The following is a 16,086-nucleotide window of genomic DNA, read 5'->3' as shown; positions in this document are numbered from 1 at the left end:
TGTGGTCACTCGTCGACCCGGTCGGTCGGCTTGCGGATGGCCTGTGGTTGTGTGCAGTGGTGGGGGAGACGAGCACGGCGGCGGTTCGGCGCGCCCGGGTAGCGGTGGCGGCCGTGTTCCTCGTGCACGGCAGCGTCGTCGGTTCCTTCGCCACCCGGATCCCGTCGTTGCAGGACCAGACCGGGGCGAGCGCCGGGCAGCTCGGGCTCGCGCTGGCGTTCCCCGCGATCGGTGCCGCGCTGGCGATGCCGCTGGCCGGGCGCGTGAGCCACCGCTTCGGCACCCGCACCGCGCTGAGCGGCCTGCTCGCGCTCTGGACGCTGTCGCTCGTGTTGCCATCGCTCGCGACGTCGCTGCTCGCGCTCTGCGCGGCGCTGTTCGCGTACGGGGCGGCGTCGGGGCTGGCCGACGTCGTGATGAACGCGCTGGGCGTCGAGATCGAGAAGCGGATGGGCCGCTCGATCATGTCCGGGCTGCACGGGATGTGGAGCGCGGGCGCGCTCGCCGGCTCCGCGACGGGCACGGTCGCGGCGCACTTCGCCGTGCCGGTGATGCTCCACCACATCGCGGCCGCGGCTGTGCTCACGGTCGCGGGACTCCTCGTCTGCCGCCAGGTCCTCGACCTGCACCCGGAGGCCGACGACGTGCCGCCGCCCCGCTTCGCGCTGCCGCCGCGGTCGGCGCTGCTCGTCGGCGCGGTCGGGTTCTGCGCGGTGTTCGCCGAGGGTGCGAGCCTGGACTGGTCGGCGGTCTACCTGCGCGACGTCCTCTCGACGTCGGCGGGCACCGCCGCCGTCGCGACCACGGGTTTTGCCCTGACGATGACGATCGCCCGGTTGCTCGGCGACCGCGCGGTCGACCGGTTCGGCCCGGTCCGTTCGGTGCGCGCGAGCGGGCTGATCGCCGCCGTGGGTGGCCTGCTCGTGGTCGTCGCGCCACACCCTGCGGTGGCCGTCACGGGGTTCGGCCTGATCGGGCTGGGGATCGCGGTCGTCGTCCCGCTCGCCTTCGCCGCGGCCGGCCACAAGGGCCCCGACCCGAGCCAGGCCATTGCCGGCGTCGCCACGATCACCTACACGTCCGGGCTGGTGGCGCCGTCGCTGATCGGGCTGATCGCGCAGAGCACGAGCCTGACCGTCTCGTTCATGGTCGTGACCGCGCTGGCGGCGCTGCTCGCCGTCGGAGCCGGGGCGATGCGCACCGGCCGGTAGGCGCGCGCAGGTGGCTACCCGGTGAGCGCATCGGGTGGCTGGCCGGATGGTTCCCGCCGGCCCCGATCCCTACCTTCGGCGATCGTGCCGAATCGGGGGGTTGTGATGGGGCGTTGGCGGCAGGTGGTTGCGACGGTGTCGGTCGTGGTGGGGGTGGGCGCCGCGACGGTCGGGTGGGCGGGTCCGGCGGTCGCCGCGCCCGACCCGATCGACCCGGCAGCGGTGGCGGCATTCCTGGATCGTGAGGTGCCGACGGTGCTGGATGAGCTGCGGGTGCCGGGGTTGGCGGTTGCGGTCGTCGCCGGTGGCCGTCCGGTGCTGACCGCGGGCTACGGCGTTGCCGACGTGGCCACCGGCCGCCGCGTCGACCCCGCTACCACGACCTTCCCGACCGACTCGGTGAGCAAGCTGTTCACGGGCACCGCCGTGATGCAGCTCGTCGAGCGGGGCGCGCTCGCCCTCGACCGCGACGTGAACGAGTACCTCACCGAGTTCCGGCTGGCCGACACGTTCCCGGGCCGACCGGTCACGTTGGGCCACCTGCTCACGCACACGGCGGGGTTCGAGGAGCGCAACGTGGGGATCCTGCGCGGCGGCGATGCGCCGCTGGGAACCTACCTCGCCGCGCACCAGCCGGCCCGGCTGTGGCCGCCCGGCACGGTGCCGGCGTACTCGAACTACGGCGTCGCGCTGGCCGGGCACATCGTCGAGGTCGCCAGCGGGATGCGTTTCGAGCAGTACGTCGCCGAGCACGTCTTCGGCCCGCTCGGCATGACCACGACGACGTTCGACATAACACCGACCGGCCCGCAGCTGCAGGCCCTGACCCGCCTCTACCGGCCGGAGGGCGACGACGGCATGGTCGACCTGCCGCCCTCGTTCGGTGCGATGGGGCCGGCCGGCAACGCCGTCACGACCGCTGCCGACATGAGCCGCTTCATGCTGGCCCACCTGGGCGGCGGCGCGCTCGCGGACGGCGCGCGGATCCTGCAGCCGGCCACGACCGCCGACATGCAGGCCCGGCACCACGCGCTCGACCCGCGGCTGCCGGGGATGTCGTACACGTTCATCAACGAGTCGCACGGCGGGCGCCGCGCCACCGGGCACGGCGGCGACGGGCTCGCCTCGCACTCGCTGCTCACGCTCTACCCCGAGAGCGGGGTCGGCATCTACCTCGTCGCCAACGGCGACGGCACCGGAATCGGCGCCGGCGGCGGTCTCATCGAGCTGACCAGGCGGTTCGCCGAGCACTTCGTGCCTGCTCCGGCTGCCGCCGCACCACCGGCCGCCGTCCCGGCCGCGACCGAACGGTTCGCCGGGGACTACCGATACACCCGCATGAGCGGGAGCGACGCCTCGCGGTTCCCCGCGGCGGCGCTGAACCCCGTGCAGGTGGAGGCCGGTGCCGACGGCACGATCGTCACCACGGGCTCCATCGGCACCAGCCCGAACGCTCCGGACGTCCAGCGCTGGCTGCCGGTCGGCGAGAACCTGTTCCGCGCCGACGGCATGGACGAGCTGCTCGCGTTCCAGGTCGACCGTGACGGCCGGGTGACGGCCATGGGCGTGGGCGACGACCCCACGATCGCGTGGGAACGCGTCGCGTGGTGGCAGTCGTTCGGTGTGCACATCGCGGTGGCCGCCGGCTGCCTCGCCGTCCTGCTCACGACGTTCGGGTGGCCGGTCGCGGCCGCCGTTCGCCGGATCCGGACCGGCACCTGGCGCCACCCCGACGGGCGGTTCGCCCACCTGGTGGCGATGGTGGCCGTGGTCGCCGTCGGGCTGCTCCTCGCGATGGGTGCCTACCTGCTGGGCGACATCGACCGCGCTCTCGACGCCATCCTCGGCGCCACCTGGGAGCTGGGCGCGCTGCACATCGCGGCGGGCATCGCCGCGATCATGACGGCCGCCGTGCTCGTCGGGGCCGTGCTGGCCTGGCGCCGCGGCTGGTGGAGCCGGCCGGCCAGGCTGCACTTCACGCTGGTCGCCGCCGCGCTGACGACGTTCGTGGTGCTGCTGCGCGAGTACAACCTGCTGGCGTGGCCCTGGGCGTGACGCACTCAGACGGTCTTGATCGAGCCGCCGTCGATGATGTGGTCGGCGCCGGTGACGCTGGCGGCGAGCGGCGATGCGAGGTAGCCGACCAGCGCCGCGACCTCCGCAGGCTCCACGAACCGTCCGGTGAGCACACCCATGCTGCCGGGCAGCTGCTCCAGGAGCTGCTCGTGCGGGGCGCCGAGCGACTGGGCGAGCTCGGCGCCGTACCCCTGCGGGGACTCCCACAACGCAGTGCGCACCAGGCCGGGGGAGACGGCGTTCACGCGCACGCCCTGCGGCCCGACCTCCTCCGTCAGCGCCTTGCTGAACGCCGTCATCGCAGCCTTCGCGGTGGTGTACGGCATCGGCCCGGCGTGCGGGATCCGCGCGCCGTTGGACGAGATGTTCACGATCGCGCCCCGGCGGCGCAGCAGGCTGGGCAGTGCGGCGCGGGTGGTGCGGATTGCGCTGAAGAAGTTCAGCTCGAACATCTGCGCCCACTGCTCGTCGCTGAAGGCTGCGAAGCCGGCGGCCAGGTTGCCGTTGCCGTCGCTGTCACCGCCGCCGACGTTGTTGACCAGCACGTCGAGCTCGCCCAGCTCCTCCAGCGCGTGCTGGACGAGCAGATTCGGGCCGTCGGCGGTGGCCAGGTCGACCTGCTTCGTGTTCGCCCCGGTTGCGGCCAGCTCCGGGGTGAGCGTGCGCGAACCGGCCACCACCCGCATGCCTTCCTCGATCAGCCTGCTGACGACGGCCAGTCCGATCCCTCGGCTGGCGCCGGTCACCAGGGCTGTCTTGCCGCTGAGCTGCAGGTCCATGACCTTCTCCTCGATTGCGTCAATCTCGATGCATCTGGCGTACTAGTTGCGACAGTACTGATGCAAGTAGTAAGATTCAAGGTACGCCGCTGTACTGTTTCGGTGTGACGGAGGAAACAACGGTGACGCGACGGCCCCGCCGTGCCGACGCCGAGCGCACCGTGCAGTCGATCTTGGAAGCGGCCGAGCGGGTGCTCAGCGCAGAGCCGGGCGCGTCGATGGAGCAGATCGCCGCCGCGGCCGGTGTCGCCCGGACGACCGTCCACCGGCGGTTCGCCTCGCGGGAGGCGCTCATCGACGAGCTGACCGTGTCGGCGGCCCGCCGGTTCGGCGACGCCGTGCGCCGCGCCCGCCCGGAGACCGCACCGCCCCTCGTCGCGCTGTACCAGGTGACCGCGAACGTCCTGGAGATCAAGATCGGCTGGTCGTTCGCGATGGGCCGCGCCGCAGCCGGCGGTTCCGAGGTGGCGGGTGTGCACGCCGGCGTGCGCGAGCAGTGCGACCGGCTGCTCCTCAGGGCGCGCGACGCCGGGGTGTTCCGGGCCGACACCGACCTCGACTGGGCTCGGCGCGTCTACTACGCACTGATCTTCGAGGCGACGCAGGAGCCGGACACGACGGACACGGACACGCTCGCGACGCTCGTCGTCGACACCTTGCTGAGGGGGATCGGCGCGAGCAGCGGCCTCGGCTGACTGCTACCCGGCGGTTGCCCGTCCGATGACCAGGTCGTCGTCCACTGTCGGTTCGATACCCGCCTCGGCCAGCTCTGCGGCCAGCGACTCCGCGTCGATGGTCCACCAGCGGTAGGTGGCTCGGGCCGATGCGAGCAACGTCTCGCCGCGGCGGGTGCGATAACTCATCCGCCAACGCACCTCGGCCGGCCCGGTCGGCTCGGCCTCGCCGGTGCCCTCGTAGGTCGAGCCGCCGATGGTGGCACCGGTCCACGGCCATGCCGGAACGGCCGTCGCGGTGGCCGGCGGCTGGACGTTGAACACGGCTGGTGCATCCGGGGCCAGTCGCCGCGCGAGCTCTGGCCACAGCCGGCGGCGGTCGTCGGGTGGGAGGTGGCCGACCATGTGCATCCCGACGACCGCCGCCAGCCGCTCGGGGAGTGGTACGTCGAGTGCGCCACAGGGCAGGACGGTCACCCGCTGCTCGTCGCGGTCGGCGAGCCGCGCCAGCAGCACTGCGCGCAGCCCGGGAGCGGGTTCGGCTGCCAACACCTCGTTGGAGGTGGCGGCCAGGACGATGTCGGTGCCCAGGCCCGTGCCGGCGCCGAGCTCCAGCACCGGCCCCGCGGCGGGGTCGACGCCGCGCAGGACAGCGTGCAGCCGGCCGGCCATCCCCGTCCACATCGGCTTGCTGAGCAGGTGCAGGTACTCGGCGGAGTCCGCGTACTCGGACCACTCTGTCGTCATATGACAATGATTACCATCTTCTGGTCTGCCGGGCTCGGCGGTTTGCGGAACCCGCAAACCGTTTTGCCGTCCCGTGCGAATCGCGGTGATCGTGACGCGCAGGAGGTGGTGTGATGATCGAGAAGCAGCTCGATGATCGGGTTGTACGGGTAACGGCGGACCGGATGCCGGCCGCGGTGTACCTGCTGGGGCTGAGCCTGTTCGCCATCGGCAGCTCGGAGTTCCTCATCGCAGGGGTGCTCCCGCTTGTCGCCGGGGACCTCGGGGTGTCGTTGCCGACCGCGGGGACCCTGATCTCGGCGTTCGCGATCGGGGTCGTCGTGGGTGCGCCGCCGCTGGCGTTGCTGACGCTGCGGTGGTCGCGGCGGACGACGCTGGTGGCCAGCCAGCTCGTGTACGTCGCCGCGACGATCTTCGGGATGGTGGTCGACGGCTACTGGCCGCTGCTCGTCTCCCGGGTGGTGGTCGGGCTGGCCTACGCCGGGTTCTGGGCGGCCGCGATGGTGACGGCGCTGCGGCTGGTCGCGCCGGACCGGGCCGCGCGGGCGCTTGCGGTCGTGGTCGGCGGGCTCAGCCTCGCGATGGTGCTCGGCGGCCCGCTCGGCTCCGTCGTCAGCGATCTCGCGGGCTGGCGGGCCGGGTTCTGGGCGCTGGCGGTGGCGACGGCCGCGACCGCGGTTGCCGTGCTGGTGGTGCTGCCGCGTGACGGGCGCCACGACGAGCGGGCCGACGTTCGCCGCGAGCTGCGTGCGATGGCGCAGCCGCGGCTGTGGGTCGCCTACACCACGACCGTGCTCAGCACCGGGTCGTACATGACCGTCTACAGCTACATCGCCGGTGTCCTCACCGAGGTCAGCGGCGTCGCCCAGAGCGTGGTGCCCGTCGTGCTGGCCCTGTTCGGCATCGGTGCCGTGCTCGGGCTGGCCGTGGGCGGGCGGGTCGCCGACCGCTACCCGTACCCGCTGCTGGCCGGCGGGCTCGCCGCCATCGCGGCCGTCTCGGTGGCGATGCTGTGGTGGGCGCGCAGCCCCGTGGCGATGATCGCCTTGTTCTTCCTGCTCGGGTTCGCGGCGTTTGTGCTCAACCCCGCCGTGCACGGCCGAGTGTTCGCCGTCGGGGCCGCGGCGCCCACCCTCGCCGGGGCCGTCAACGTCTCGGCGTTCCAGATCGGCATCACCCTCGCCGCCCTGCTCGGCGGCCGCGCGATCGCCGCGACCGGGCAGCTGACCGCCGTGGCCTGGGTGTGCGCGATCGCTGCGCTCGCCGGGATCGGGACGGTCGCGATCGAAGCGCGGTGGCGCGGTGTCGACCGAGAGGGTGTCGAACGGGACGGGTCGCGTTCGTAGGTCTGGTGAAGGCTCGCGCAACAGCGAACCCGATCATCAGGAGGATGCAATGTCCGTCTCCATTCTCGACATGTCGATGTCGCTCGACGGGTACGTCGCCGATCACGACGACTACCTCGGCGGTGCCGACGGGGAGCGCCTGCATGCCTGGGCGGCCGCTCCGCAGGCCGCGACGACCCACCGGTTCGAGCAGGAGTGGGGTGCTGCGGGCGCGATCGTCGCCGGGCGGCGGACCGCCGAGCTCATGGATCACTGGGGCGGCAGCCACAACGGCGCCCCGATCTTCGTGCCGAGCCACCGCCCGCCCCCGCCGGCAGCGCGTTGGGGCTACCCGCTGGTCACGTACGTGAGCGACGGGATCGAGAGCGCCATGGCGCAGGCGAAGGCGGCCGCCGGAGAGCGGGACGTCCAGGTCCGCGGCGGCTACGTGGCCCAGCGGGCGCTCGAGGCCGGTGTGCTGGACGAGGTGCAGATCCATCAGGTCCCGGTGCTGCTCGGCGGCGGCCGGCGGCTGTTCGACGTGCTCCCGTCCCTGGTCGAGCTGGAGGTGCTCGGGGTGATCGACACCCCGGAGGCGACGCACATCCGCTACCGCGTCCGCCGCTGAAGGGTGGCCGACCCGTCGACAACGACGGTTTGGCTGTTGTGAGCGCTAACAAACAGCCAGAACGTCGTTGTCGACGCTCGTCAGGCTCCGACGACGGTGTGTGCGGTCGGGTCGAACCTCGGCGCGACGACCAGGGTGCCGCCGGCCCGCTCGCACGACGCCACGGCGACGTGGCAGGGCCGCGGGATCGACGGGGGCAGCACCAGGCCGCCGTCGAGCTCGTAGCGCATGTTGGTGATCTTCCACGAGGTCGCGGCGGGGTCGCCGGGCGACTCGGGCGCCCGGTCCGGCCGGATCACGACCATCGCCTCGGTCACGCCGGACGGCCACTCGAACAGCAGCGGGCCCGCCACGGTCACGGTGAGGTGGCGGGCCGGCGGGATGCCGGACGGCTCGTCGACCCTGGGTTCGTCGGCGCTGTCGGTGAAGGACTGCGATTCCGCGACGTCGGAGACGTCCGACCCCAGCCGGGCGACCACGCCGTAGACGGGGATCGCCGCATCGGGCGCGATGGCCCCGTCGAGGATCGAGGTGGACGCAGTGCGCCCGACGACCTGCCAGCGGCCGTCCGCGGTGCGCCGACTGATCTTGTACTCGACGTCCTCCGGGCCGCCGGGCGTCCACGTGATCGTGATCGACGGGTCGGTGCCGTCCCGCGTCGCCCGCACTTCGGTGGGCGTGGGCAGGGCCGTCGGCCCCGACGGTGGCCTCGACGGTGGCACGGACGCCGATGCCGGGTCCGAAACCGGGCGCGGTGGTGCCGGTGCCGGTGCCGGTGGTTCTGGTGCCGGTGGCTCCGGGGCCCGGGACTCCGGGGCCGGCGGGACGGGCGGCGGCTCGCCCTGCTCCGCCCGGCGGGTCGGCCGGTCGGGGTCGGGCGGCTGGGGGAGCGGCAACGTCGGAGGCAGCCGGCGAGGGGCGGGCTGCGACCGGCCACCGTCGTCATGGCCGACGTCACGGACCGGTTCCGCCTGCGGCCGGGCGGGCGCAACCGGGGGCGGGGGCGGCGGCGAAGGCGGGGGAGCGGCCGGCCTGGACCGCTGGCGCGGCGACGGGACCAGCGTCGAGTGCAGCGCGGCGATGAACGCCGAGCACGTAGGGAACCGGTGGTCCGGGTGCTTCGCGGCAGCCCGCGTGACGACGGCGTCGACCGCGGGCGGCAGGTCGGGGCGGTGCAGCCGCGGCCGGGGCGGGTCGGCCGCGAGGTGGGCGTAGATCACCGCCCGGATGCTGTCGTCGCGCGGGTAGGGCACCTGTCCGGTGAGGGCGCGGAACACCAGGCAGGCGAGCCCGTACTGGTCGGATCGCCCGTCCAGCCACCGCCCCTCGATCTGCTCGGGCGAGGAGTACTGCAGCGTGCCGATGTACTGGCCGGCCGAGGTGAGGTCGGGCCCCGCGGCGCGGCTCTTGGCGATCCCGAAGTCGCAGAGGTACACCTGCCGGTGCCCGTTCGGGCGCACGGTCCGCCCGATGAGGACGTTGCCGGGCTTGACGTCGCGGTGCACGAGCCCGGCCTCGTGGACGGCATCGAGCGCGTCGGCCACCGGACCGAGCAGCGCGCAGACCCGCTCGACGCCGAGCGGACCTTCCCGCCGCAGCAGCGAGCCGAAGTCCTCGCCGTCGACGAAGCGCATCGACAGGTAGAGCAGCCCGTTCGCGTGGCCGGCGTCGTAGATCGGCACGACGTTCGGGTGTTCGAGGCTGGCCGCGATGGCGGCCTCGCGCTCGAACCGCCGCCGGTAGTCCTGGTCGGCGGCCAGCGGCGGCGGCAGCACCTTCAGCGCGACCGCTCGCTGCAGCCGCAGGTGGGTCGCCCGGTAGACCACGCCCATCCCGCCCTCGCCGACGAGCGCGTCGATGCGGTGGCCGGCCACGACGCGCCCCACCAGGCCTGCGGCGGCTGTCCTCTGCTGCTCCGGCACCAGCAGTCCGGGTGCCGGCTCGCGGCTGGCCCCCGGTCCTCCTCTCGACACGTCCCGTGGTCATCCTTGCGAGCACGGTGCGTCGACCGGGCCTCTGGTTGGAGACTACGGCCTCCGGTGTGGGCCGGCGCACGACCCGGTCCGGGAAACGGCGTCAGCTCGGCCTTTCCACGATCTTCCAGTACGAATCCTTGCGGACGATCTTGTCCCCGCGGAACGTCCAGTGGTCGCAGCCGCGCACGCGCACCTGTTGACCATCGGGTGTCGTGCCGGTGAGGAGCCATTCGGAAACGCCGAAATCACCGCTGCTCCAGTGCCTGCCCTCGCCGTAGTGGACGTCGGGCAGGCCCGCGAACCGGGACGCCAGGCCGTCGCGCACCGCGGTCTTGCCGGTCAGGCGCCGGCCCCACGGCTCGGTGCCGCGCGGCATGTCCAGCGAGCAGTCGTCGGCGAAGAACCCCATGATGGCGTCGAGGTCGTGGGCGTTGAACGCCGCCGTGATCGCCTGCAACACCTCGACCCGATCCGACATGACCAGCCTCCTCGTGGCCCCGACCCGGGTGCGAAGTCGCGCCCCGGTCGGCTGCCGTTACCCGGCCCGGGTTGACCTGAAGTTGCGTTCAACTCCTACGTTCGGCAGATGACGATCGAAGCACTGGGGCGCTACGGCGTCGCGCTCACCGTGGACGACGAGCTGGAGGCGAGCGCGGCCGCCGTCGAGCGGCAGGGGTACTCGGCGATCTGGGTGGCCGGCGGGCAGCTGGAGTCGCTGGAGCCGCTGCTGCGGATCCTGCGTGCGACGACCAGGGTCGCCGTCGTGCCGGGGATCATTCCGCTCGACGTGCACGACCCCGTTGCGATCGCCGAGCTGTACGCGGAGGCCGAGCGGATCGCGCCCGGCCGTCTCGTGGTGGGGCTGGGTGGCCCGCAACGTGTGCTCGTCGGCGGGCTCGCGGCGCTGGAGAAGGCCGTCGACGAGCTGGACGCTGCCGGCGTGGCGCCGCGTGAGCGCAGGCTGCTGGCGGCGATGGGACCACGCAAGCTGGACCTGGCCGGGGACCGGTTCGGCGGGGCGGTCACGCTGCTGGTGAACCCGGAGTTCACGGCATGGGCCCGCAAGCGCCTCGGGGACGGGCCGACGCTCGTGGCCGACCAGATGGTCACGGTGGTGGCGGACCCGCAGGCCGCCCGCTCCGCGGCACGGGAGATCCTCGGCTTCCTGTCGCAGGTGCGCGGGTACGCCGCCGCGTTCTCCCGGATGGGGTTCAGCGACGCCGAGATCGCCGAGGTGAGCGACGGGCTCGTCGACGCAGCGGTCGCGTGGGGCGGGATCGACCAGGTGGTCGCGCGGCTGCGCGAGCAGGTGGCGGCCGGGGCCGATCACGTCGTGGTCGCGCCGCTCGGCGTCGAGGGCGGTCCGAGCGAGGTCGAGACGACCGGGCTGCTCGCCGCGCACCTGCTCGGATAGCAGCGTTGTGACGCCCGCTATCTCTGCGCAGCGGCGACGATCGACCCGGCGAGATCGCGGGCCTGCCGGGCCGGCCCGGTGGGGCCGAGGGCCTGGCCGGTCGCCCTGGCGCCTTCGACGACGAGCATGAGGTGGTCGGCCAGCTCGTCGGGCCGTTCGACGCCCAGCTGAGCGGCCAGCTCGCCGAAGCTCTGCCGCATCCACGTCTTCGCGGCGACGGCGTTGCGGTGGGCGGGCAGCTCGGGATCGGGGAACTCGGCCAGCGTCATCATCAACGAGCAGCCGCGGAAGTGCTCGGAGTCGACCTCGGCGCACACTACGTCGACCGCGGCCATGATCCGCTCGTGCGGGTCGGCGCCCGCGGCTGCCACGGCCGCGTCGAACGCTGCCCGGAAGTCGTCGAACGCGTGCTCGACGTAGGCGCCGACCAGGTCGTCCTTGGAGGCGAACTGCCGGTAGAGGGTGGTGGGGGCGACACCGGCCTCGGCGGCGACCAGATCGACACCGGTGGCCCGGATCCCGTTCGCGTAGAAGAGGCGGCCCGCGATCTCCAGCAGGTGGCTGCGGGTCTGGACGGACGTCCGGGGCATGAGGGTCTCCAATGCGGCTTGCCTTGTTAGGGATCGTACCCTAACGTGCGATGTTAGGGATCGTTCCCTTACGAATGGAGAGTGCGCATGAGCAGGCGGAGTCCGAACCTGGTGCTGGCCGCGTTGTTCCTGGGGATGTTCGTGCTCGGCAGCGCGGAGATGCTGGTGGTGGGCGTGCTCACCGTGATCGCCGCCGACCTGCAGGTGTCCATCCCGGCCGCGGGAGCGCTGGTGACCGCCTACGCGCTGGGGCTGGCCATCGGCGGGCCGTTGCTGACGGCGTTGACCATCCGGCTCGACCGACGCACGGTGCTGATCGGAGCCCTCGTCCTGTGCGTCGTGGGCAGCCTTGTCGCGGTGCTGACCCCCAGCTACGGGCTGTTCCTGGCGGCTCGGGTGGTGACCGGTGCGTTGCAGGGCCTGTTCATCGCGGCGGGCTTCTCGGTGGGCATCTCGGTGGTGGCGCCGGAGCGGGCGGGGCAGGCGATATCGGCGGTGTTCGGCGGCGTGGCGACGTCGGCGGCGTTCGGGGTGCCGCTGGGCACGCTGGTGGGGCAGCAGCTGGGGTGGCGAGGCTCCTTCCTCGCGCTCGCGGTGCTGAGCGTGGCCGCGCTGGCGGCGACAGCGGTGCTGGTGCCGTCGGTGGTCGCCACCGGCACCGCCCTCGGCAGCCAGGCCCGGCACGCGTTCGCGCCGCGGGTGCTCGCCGTGCTCCTGTTGAGCGTCGTCCTGTTCGCGGCCGTGTTCGCGGCGCTGACCTACCTCGCGCCGTTCCTGGCTGAGGTGACCGGGGTGTCCGGGGCGCTGGTGAGCGCATTCCTCCTCGCCTACGGCGTGGCCACGGCGCTGGGCTCGGTCGGCGGCGGTCGCTTCGCCGACCGCAACGCCGCGCTCACGTTGGTCGTCGGCACCATCGGAACGGCGGCCGCACTGCTGGCGCTCTACCTGCTCGGCGCACACGCGTTCGCCGTGGCGCTCGCGCTGCTGGCGCTGGGGCTGTTCGGGATGGGCAGCGTGCCGTCCATCCAGTACCGGACCATCAGCCTGGCGGGGCCGGGCGCGGCGCTCGCCCAGTCGTTGCCGGCGTCCGCAGCCAACCTCGGGATCGCGCTCGGTTCCTTCGTCGGCGGTATCGCGATTAACCGGCTCGACGTCACGGCGGCCGTGTTCACCGCCGTGGGCATCGCCGCCGTCGCCGTCGTGCTGGCCGCAGTCACGAGCCGGATCGAGGCACCGGCCGTGCAGGAGGCGGTAGGCGGGTCGGCCGGATGACCGGACGCGATCGGGTGGATGCATCCGCTCTGCATCCACGATGCATCCCCTTTGCATCGGGGGGCAGCCATGATCGGGTCTGAGCGCGGCGACCGGTGCCGCGGTGGACCGAGTGGGGATTCCAGTGACAGAGACGCCTGCTGTGCCGTTCTTCATGGCGCGGAACGGCTTCGACCCGACTCCGGAGCTCGGCGCGATGCGCGACGAGGGCGTGCGGAAGGTCGACTTCGGTGGCGGGTTCGAGGGCTGGGTGGTGACGCGGTTCGAGGACATCCGCACCGTGTTCAGCGATCCCGCGACCTTCAGCAATGCGCTCGCGGCGAAGGCGCAGCTCGCGGCGTTCGACGAGGCCACGGCCGAGCAGATCGCCGAGACGCAGGTGGGCAGCCTGCTCTCGCTCGACCCGCCGGAGCACGGCCGGCTGCGGCGGATGCTCACCCCTGAGTTCACGATGCGTCGCATCCGCCGGCTGGAGCCGCGGATCACCGAGATCATCGCCGACCACCTGGACGCGATGGAGAGCAAGGGCCCGCCGGCCGACCTCGTCGCCGACTTCGCGTTGCCCGTCCCGTCGCTCGTGATCTGCGAGCTGCTCGGGGTGCCCTACGCCGACCGCGAGCAGTTCCAGGAACTGAGCGTGCGGCAGCTGGACCAGTCGCTGCCGCCCGAGGAGCAGGTGCAGGCGTCGCTCGACGTCCGCACCTACATGGCGGGCCTCGTGGCGAAGGCGCAGGCGGAGCCCGGGGAGGACATGCTCGGCATGCTCGTGCGCGAGCACGGCGACGACATCACGACGGCGGAGCTCATCGGCGTCGCCGCGCTGCTGCTGGTCGCCGGGCACGAGACGACGTCCAACATGTTGAGCCTGGGCACGATGGCCTTGCTGCGCCACCCCGACCAGCTCGCGCTCGTGCGTGACGACCCCGCGGCCGTGGAGCCCGCGATCGAGGAGCTGATGCGCTGGCTGAGCGTCCTGCACTCCGGGCCGGCGAAGATGACGACGAAGGCGACCGAGCTCGGCGGCCAGCAGCTCGGGGCGGGCGAGCTCGTGATGAGCGTGCTGCCGCCGGCGAACCGCGACCCGGCGCTGGTGGAGCGGCCCGACGAGCTCGACGTCCGGCGCGGCGCGCTCGGCCACCTCGGCTTCGGCCACGGCGTGCACCACTGCCTCGGCGCACCGCTCGCCCGCATGGAGATGCGGCTCGCGTTCCCGGCACTGCTGCGGCGGTTCCCGACCCTGCAGGCGGTGCACCCCGACGAGATGGACGCGAGGATCTTCAGCGCCGTCTACGGCCTGAACACGTTCCCAATGCAGTGGTGATCGGCGACTGACGCCACACACGGCATGACCTATGCAACAACACCATGCGCTTTGTGGGGCGCTGTGTGAGGTGCGCTCGCGCTGAACTGCCGGACCGTCTCCAGCATGCGCATCCGGGTGCCCGACGGCGTGTCGGTGACGATCAGGAGCGACTGGCCCACCAGGCGCTCGAGGACCGCCGGCGCGTCGGCCTCGCCCAGCAGCGCGCCGGCGGCAGCGGGAGTGAAGCCGTCGGGGAACACCGAGAGCGTCCGCATGGCCTGCCGGCCGGTCGCGTCGAGGAGCTTCCAGCTCCAGCCGACGACCGCGGCGAGCGTTTGGTGGCGCTCCGGGGTGTCCTTGGCGCCGCCTCGCAGCAGCACGAACCGTCGCTCGGCCATGCCGTCGGCGATCTCCGCGACCGACATCGTGCGCACCCGCGCCGCGGCGAGCTCGACGGCGAGCGGTAGCCCGTCGAGGTGCGCGCACAGCCGGGCCAGCGGGTCCGGCCGCAGCTCGACCCCGGGCCGCACCGCCCGCGCGCGTTGCTCGAACAGCTCGACGGCGGCGTCGATGCTCAGCCCCGGCAGGTCGTGCACCGCCTCCGACGTCAGGCCCAGCGGGGCCCGGCTGGTGGTGAGCACCTGCAGCGTGGGGCTCAACGCGACCAGCGCGCCCACGAGCTCCGCGACGGAGTCGGTGACGTGCTCGCAGTTGTCGAGCACGAGCAGTGCCCGACCGGGCCCGATCGCGCGCACGATACGACCGGCGACGTCGGCCCGGTGCTCGCCCGGAGCCGGGGCGAGCCCGAGCGCCGCCGCGACCTCCCGGGCCACGTCTCCATCTGGACCGACGGCGGCGAGCGGGACCATGTAGATCGCCCGGTGGTCGCTGCGGTGGCACGCGGCGACCGCCAAGCGGGTCTTCCCGAGCCCGCCGGTGCCGACGATGGACACCACACGCGAGGTGTGCAGCAGCTCGGCCACCGCGGCGACGTCGGCGGCGCGGCCGAGCAGCTGGTTCGGCTCGTGCGGGACGCCCTCCCGGATCGGCGGGCGGTCGCTGTCGAGCAGCTGCCGGTGCAGGGCCTGCAGCTCGACGCCGGGGTCGAGCCCGAGCTCGGCGCGCAGCGTCCGGCGGTACGTGTCGTACCTGCGCAGAGCGGCCGACGGCGCCAGCTCCGCCGCCTCGCAACGCAGCAGCTCCAGCAGCAGTTCCTCGTCGCCCGCGTGGGCGTCGACCAGTGCGGTCAGCGGCCCGAGCGCCGCCGCACAGCGGCCCAGCCGCGCCAGCGCCAGCGCGCGCAGCCGATGCAACGACCGGTGCGTGCCCCGACGTTGCCGCCGCAGGGCGGCCACCGGGTCCGCCGGCTCAGCGGGATCGGCGGGATCAGCGGGATCGGCACCGTCCCACAGCCGGAGGCCACGTTCGGCCTGTGCCAGTGCCGCCGCGGGATCGCCCGCGCGGGTCGCCCGTTCGGCGGCGGCTGCCCGCACCGCGATGGCGGCGGCGTCCACCTGCTCCTCGTCGAGCGCGAGTCGATAGCCGGTGGGTGTGCTCAGGATGACGTCCGGTCCCAGCTGGGTGCGGGTGCGCGAGACGAGGCTCTGCAGCGCCTTCGCCGGCCGGTCCGGCGGGCCGTCCGGCCAGAGCTCGTTGATGAGCCGGGCGGTGTCGCAACCCGTGCGCAGGTCGGTCGCCAGCAGGGCGAGCAGCGCGCGGCGCCGAGGCCCGCTGATGTCCTGGCCGCGGAAGGCGACCCGGGGGAGCAGCGTCAGCTCGATGCCCACCCGATCACCCCCAACGCCTGTTGGCGCCACTATGGCACCAAGGTGGTGCCAGGTGCAAGCGAGGGTGGCCTGGGTGGCGTCGGGCCAGTACTACCATTTGTAGATCGTGATCATGTCTCGGTTCGGGTTCTGCAGTAGCTGGTCCGCCGGTGGCTTGCGGGTGGTGGTCTTGTTGGTCTTGGTAGTCGCGTTCCTTAAGGCGCCCTCGCCTTCGACGCAGGCCCGGCCTTGGGCGTCGACAACGACGTTTTGGCTGTTGTTAGCGTTCACAAACGACCAGAACGTCGTTGTCGACGGTCTCCCC

The 16,086-nt window shown here is 72.9% G+C and carries 15 protein-coding genes; 8 read left to right on the top strand and 7 right to left on the bottom strand.

Annotation, left to right across the window (positions count from 1 at the left end):
* Positions 1–59: 59 nt before the first annotated feature.
* Positions 60–1,211, top strand: coding sequence for an MFS transporter (locus LL648_RS37700; RefSeq protein WP_232667686.1), 1,152 nt, complete (start codon positions 60–62; stop codon positions 1,209–1,211).
* A 135-nt stretch (positions 1,212–1,346) separates the two neighbouring features.
* Complete coding sequence (locus LL648_RS37695) at positions 1,347–3,266, top strand: serine hydrolase domain-containing protein (RefSeq protein WP_232667685.1); 1,920 nt, start codon at positions 1,347–1,349, stop codon at positions 3,264–3,266.
* Between the two features lie 5 nt (positions 3,267–3,271).
* Here LL648_RS37695 and LL648_RS37690 read toward each other — a convergent pair whose 3' ends face one another.
* A complete protein-coding gene (locus LL648_RS37690; RefSeq protein WP_232667683.1) occupies positions 3,272–4,066 on the bottom strand; it encodes an SDR family NAD(P)-dependent oxidoreductase in 795 nt (264 codons plus the stop codon).
* 104 nt (positions 4,067–4,170) lie between these two features.
* Between LL648_RS37690 and LL648_RS37685 the strand changes: the two genes are divergently transcribed.
* Entirely contained in the window at positions 4,171–4,761 is a 591-nt protein-coding gene (locus LL648_RS37685; RefSeq protein WP_232667682.1) for a TetR/AcrR family transcriptional regulator, read from the top strand.
* 3 nt (positions 4,762–4,764) lie between these two features.
* Here the strand turns inward: LL648_RS37685 and LL648_RS37680 are convergent, their stop codons facing one another.
* Entirely contained in the window at positions 4,765–5,487 is a 723-nt protein-coding gene (locus LL648_RS37680; protein WP_232667681.1) for a class I SAM-dependent methyltransferase, read from the bottom strand.
* A 113-nt stretch (positions 5,488–5,600) separates the two neighbouring features.
* Here LL648_RS37680 and LL648_RS37675 point away from each other — a divergent pair, with 113 nt between their 5' ends.
* On the top strand, positions 5,601–6,833 hold the full coding sequence (locus LL648_RS37675) for an MFS transporter (RefSeq protein WP_232667680.1): 1,233 nt from the start codon (positions 5,601–5,603) through the stop codon (positions 6,831–6,833).
* Positions 6,834–6,882: 49 nt separating this feature from the next.
* Complete coding sequence (locus LL648_RS37670; RefSeq protein WP_232667679.1) at positions 6,883–7,440, top strand: dihydrofolate reductase family protein; 558 nt, start codon at positions 6,883–6,885, stop codon at positions 7,438–7,440.
* 80 nt (positions 7,441–7,520) lie between these two features.
* On the opposite strand, the gene LL648_RS37665 is transcribed toward LL648_RS37670, so the two are convergent.
* Positions 7,521–9,413, bottom strand: a complete 1,893-nt coding sequence (locus tag LL648_RS37665) for a serine/threonine-protein kinase (protein WP_232667678.1) — start codon at positions 9,411–9,413, stop codon at positions 7,521–7,523.
* Between the two features lie 103 nt (positions 9,414–9,516).
* The gene (locus tag LL648_RS37660; protein ID WP_232667677.1) at positions 9,517–9,894 is read right to left on the bottom strand and encodes a nuclear transport factor 2 family protein; all 378 of its coding nucleotides are present in this window, start codon (positions 9,892–9,894) and stop codon (positions 9,517–9,519) included.
* 108 nt (positions 9,895–10,002) lie between these two features.
* Between LL648_RS37660 and LL648_RS37655 the strand changes: the two genes are divergently transcribed.
* Positions 10,003–10,830, top strand: coding sequence for a TIGR03620 family F420-dependent LLM class oxidoreductase (locus tag LL648_RS37655; RefSeq protein ID WP_232667676.1), 828 nt, complete (start codon positions 10,003–10,005; stop codon positions 10,828–10,830).
* Positions 10,831–10,847: 17 nt separating this feature from the next.
* Here the strand turns inward: LL648_RS37655 and LL648_RS37650 are convergent, their stop codons facing one another.
* Positions 10,848–11,420, bottom strand: coding sequence for a TetR/AcrR family transcriptional regulator (locus tag LL648_RS37650; protein WP_232667675.1), 573 nt, complete (start codon positions 11,418–11,420; stop codon positions 10,848–10,850).
* An 87-nt stretch (positions 11,421–11,507) separates the two neighbouring features.
* On the opposite strand from LL648_RS37650, the gene LL648_RS37645 reads away from it, so the two are divergent.
* Both LL648_RS37645 and LL648_RS37640 read left to right on the top strand, forming a co-directional pair.
* Complete coding sequence (locus tag LL648_RS37645; protein WP_232667673.1) at positions 11,508–12,692, top strand: MFS transporter; 1,185 nt, start codon at positions 11,508–11,510, stop codon at positions 12,690–12,692.
* Positions 12,693–12,816: 124 nt separating this feature from the next.
* A complete protein-coding gene (locus LL648_RS37640; RefSeq protein WP_232667672.1) occupies positions 12,817–14,013 on the top strand; it encodes a cytochrome P450 in 1,197 nt (398 codons plus the stop codon).
* Between the two features lie 29 nt (positions 14,014–14,042).
* Here the strand turns inward: LL648_RS37640 and LL648_RS37635 are convergent, their stop codons facing one another.
* On the bottom strand, positions 14,043–15,782 hold the full coding sequence (locus LL648_RS37635; RefSeq protein WP_232667671.1) for an ATP-binding protein: 1,740 nt from the start codon (positions 15,780–15,782) through the stop codon (positions 14,043–14,045).
* A gap of 90 nt (positions 15,783–15,872) precedes the next feature.
* Positions 15,873–16,086, bottom strand: a 214-nt coding sequence (locus LL648_RS37630) for a hypothetical protein (protein WP_232667670.1), incomplete at its 5' end; no start/stop codon positions are given.

Origin of the sequence: Pseudonocardia sp. TRM90224 (assembly GCF_021245725.1) — a bacterium.
In the GTDB taxonomy this organism is placed as follows: Bacteria; Actinomycetota; Actinomycetes; order Mycobacteriales; family Pseudonocardiaceae; genus Pseudonocardia.
This window is presented reverse-complemented; position numbering and strand designations above follow the sequence as displayed.

Excerpts from the sequence above, each read along its gene's own strand:
- LL648_RS37690 (WP_232667683.1), bottom strand. The coding sequence starts at position 4,066 with ATGGACCTGCAGCTCAGCGGCAAGACAGCCCTGGTGACCGGCGCCAGC.
- LL648_RS37660 (WP_232667677.1), bottom strand. The coding sequence starts at position 9,894 with ATGTCGGATCGGGTCGAGGTGTTGCAGGCGATCACGGCGGCGTTCAAC.
- LL648_RS37680 (WP_232667681.1), bottom strand. The coding sequence starts at position 5,487 with ATGACGACAGAGTGGTCCGAGTACGCGGACTCCGCCGAGTACCTGCAC.
- LL648_RS37675 (WP_232667680.1), top strand. The coding sequence starts at position 5,601 with ATGATCGAGAAGCAGCTCGATGATCGGGTTGTACGGGTAACGGCGGAC.
- LL648_RS37650 (WP_232667675.1), bottom strand. The coding sequence starts at position 11,420 with ATGCCCCGGACGTCCGTCCAGACCCGCAGCCACCTGCTGGAGATCGCG.
- LL648_RS37645 (WP_232667673.1), top strand. The coding sequence starts at position 11,508 with ATGAGCAGGCGGAGTCCGAACCTGGTGCTGGCCGCGTTGTTCCTGGGG.
- LL648_RS37670 (WP_232667679.1), top strand. The coding sequence starts at position 6,883 with ATGTCCGTCTCCATTCTCGACATGTCGATGTCGCTCGACGGGTACGTC.
- LL648_RS37655 (WP_232667676.1), top strand. The coding sequence starts at position 10,003 with ATGACGATCGAAGCACTGGGGCGCTACGGCGTCGCGCTCACCGTGGAC.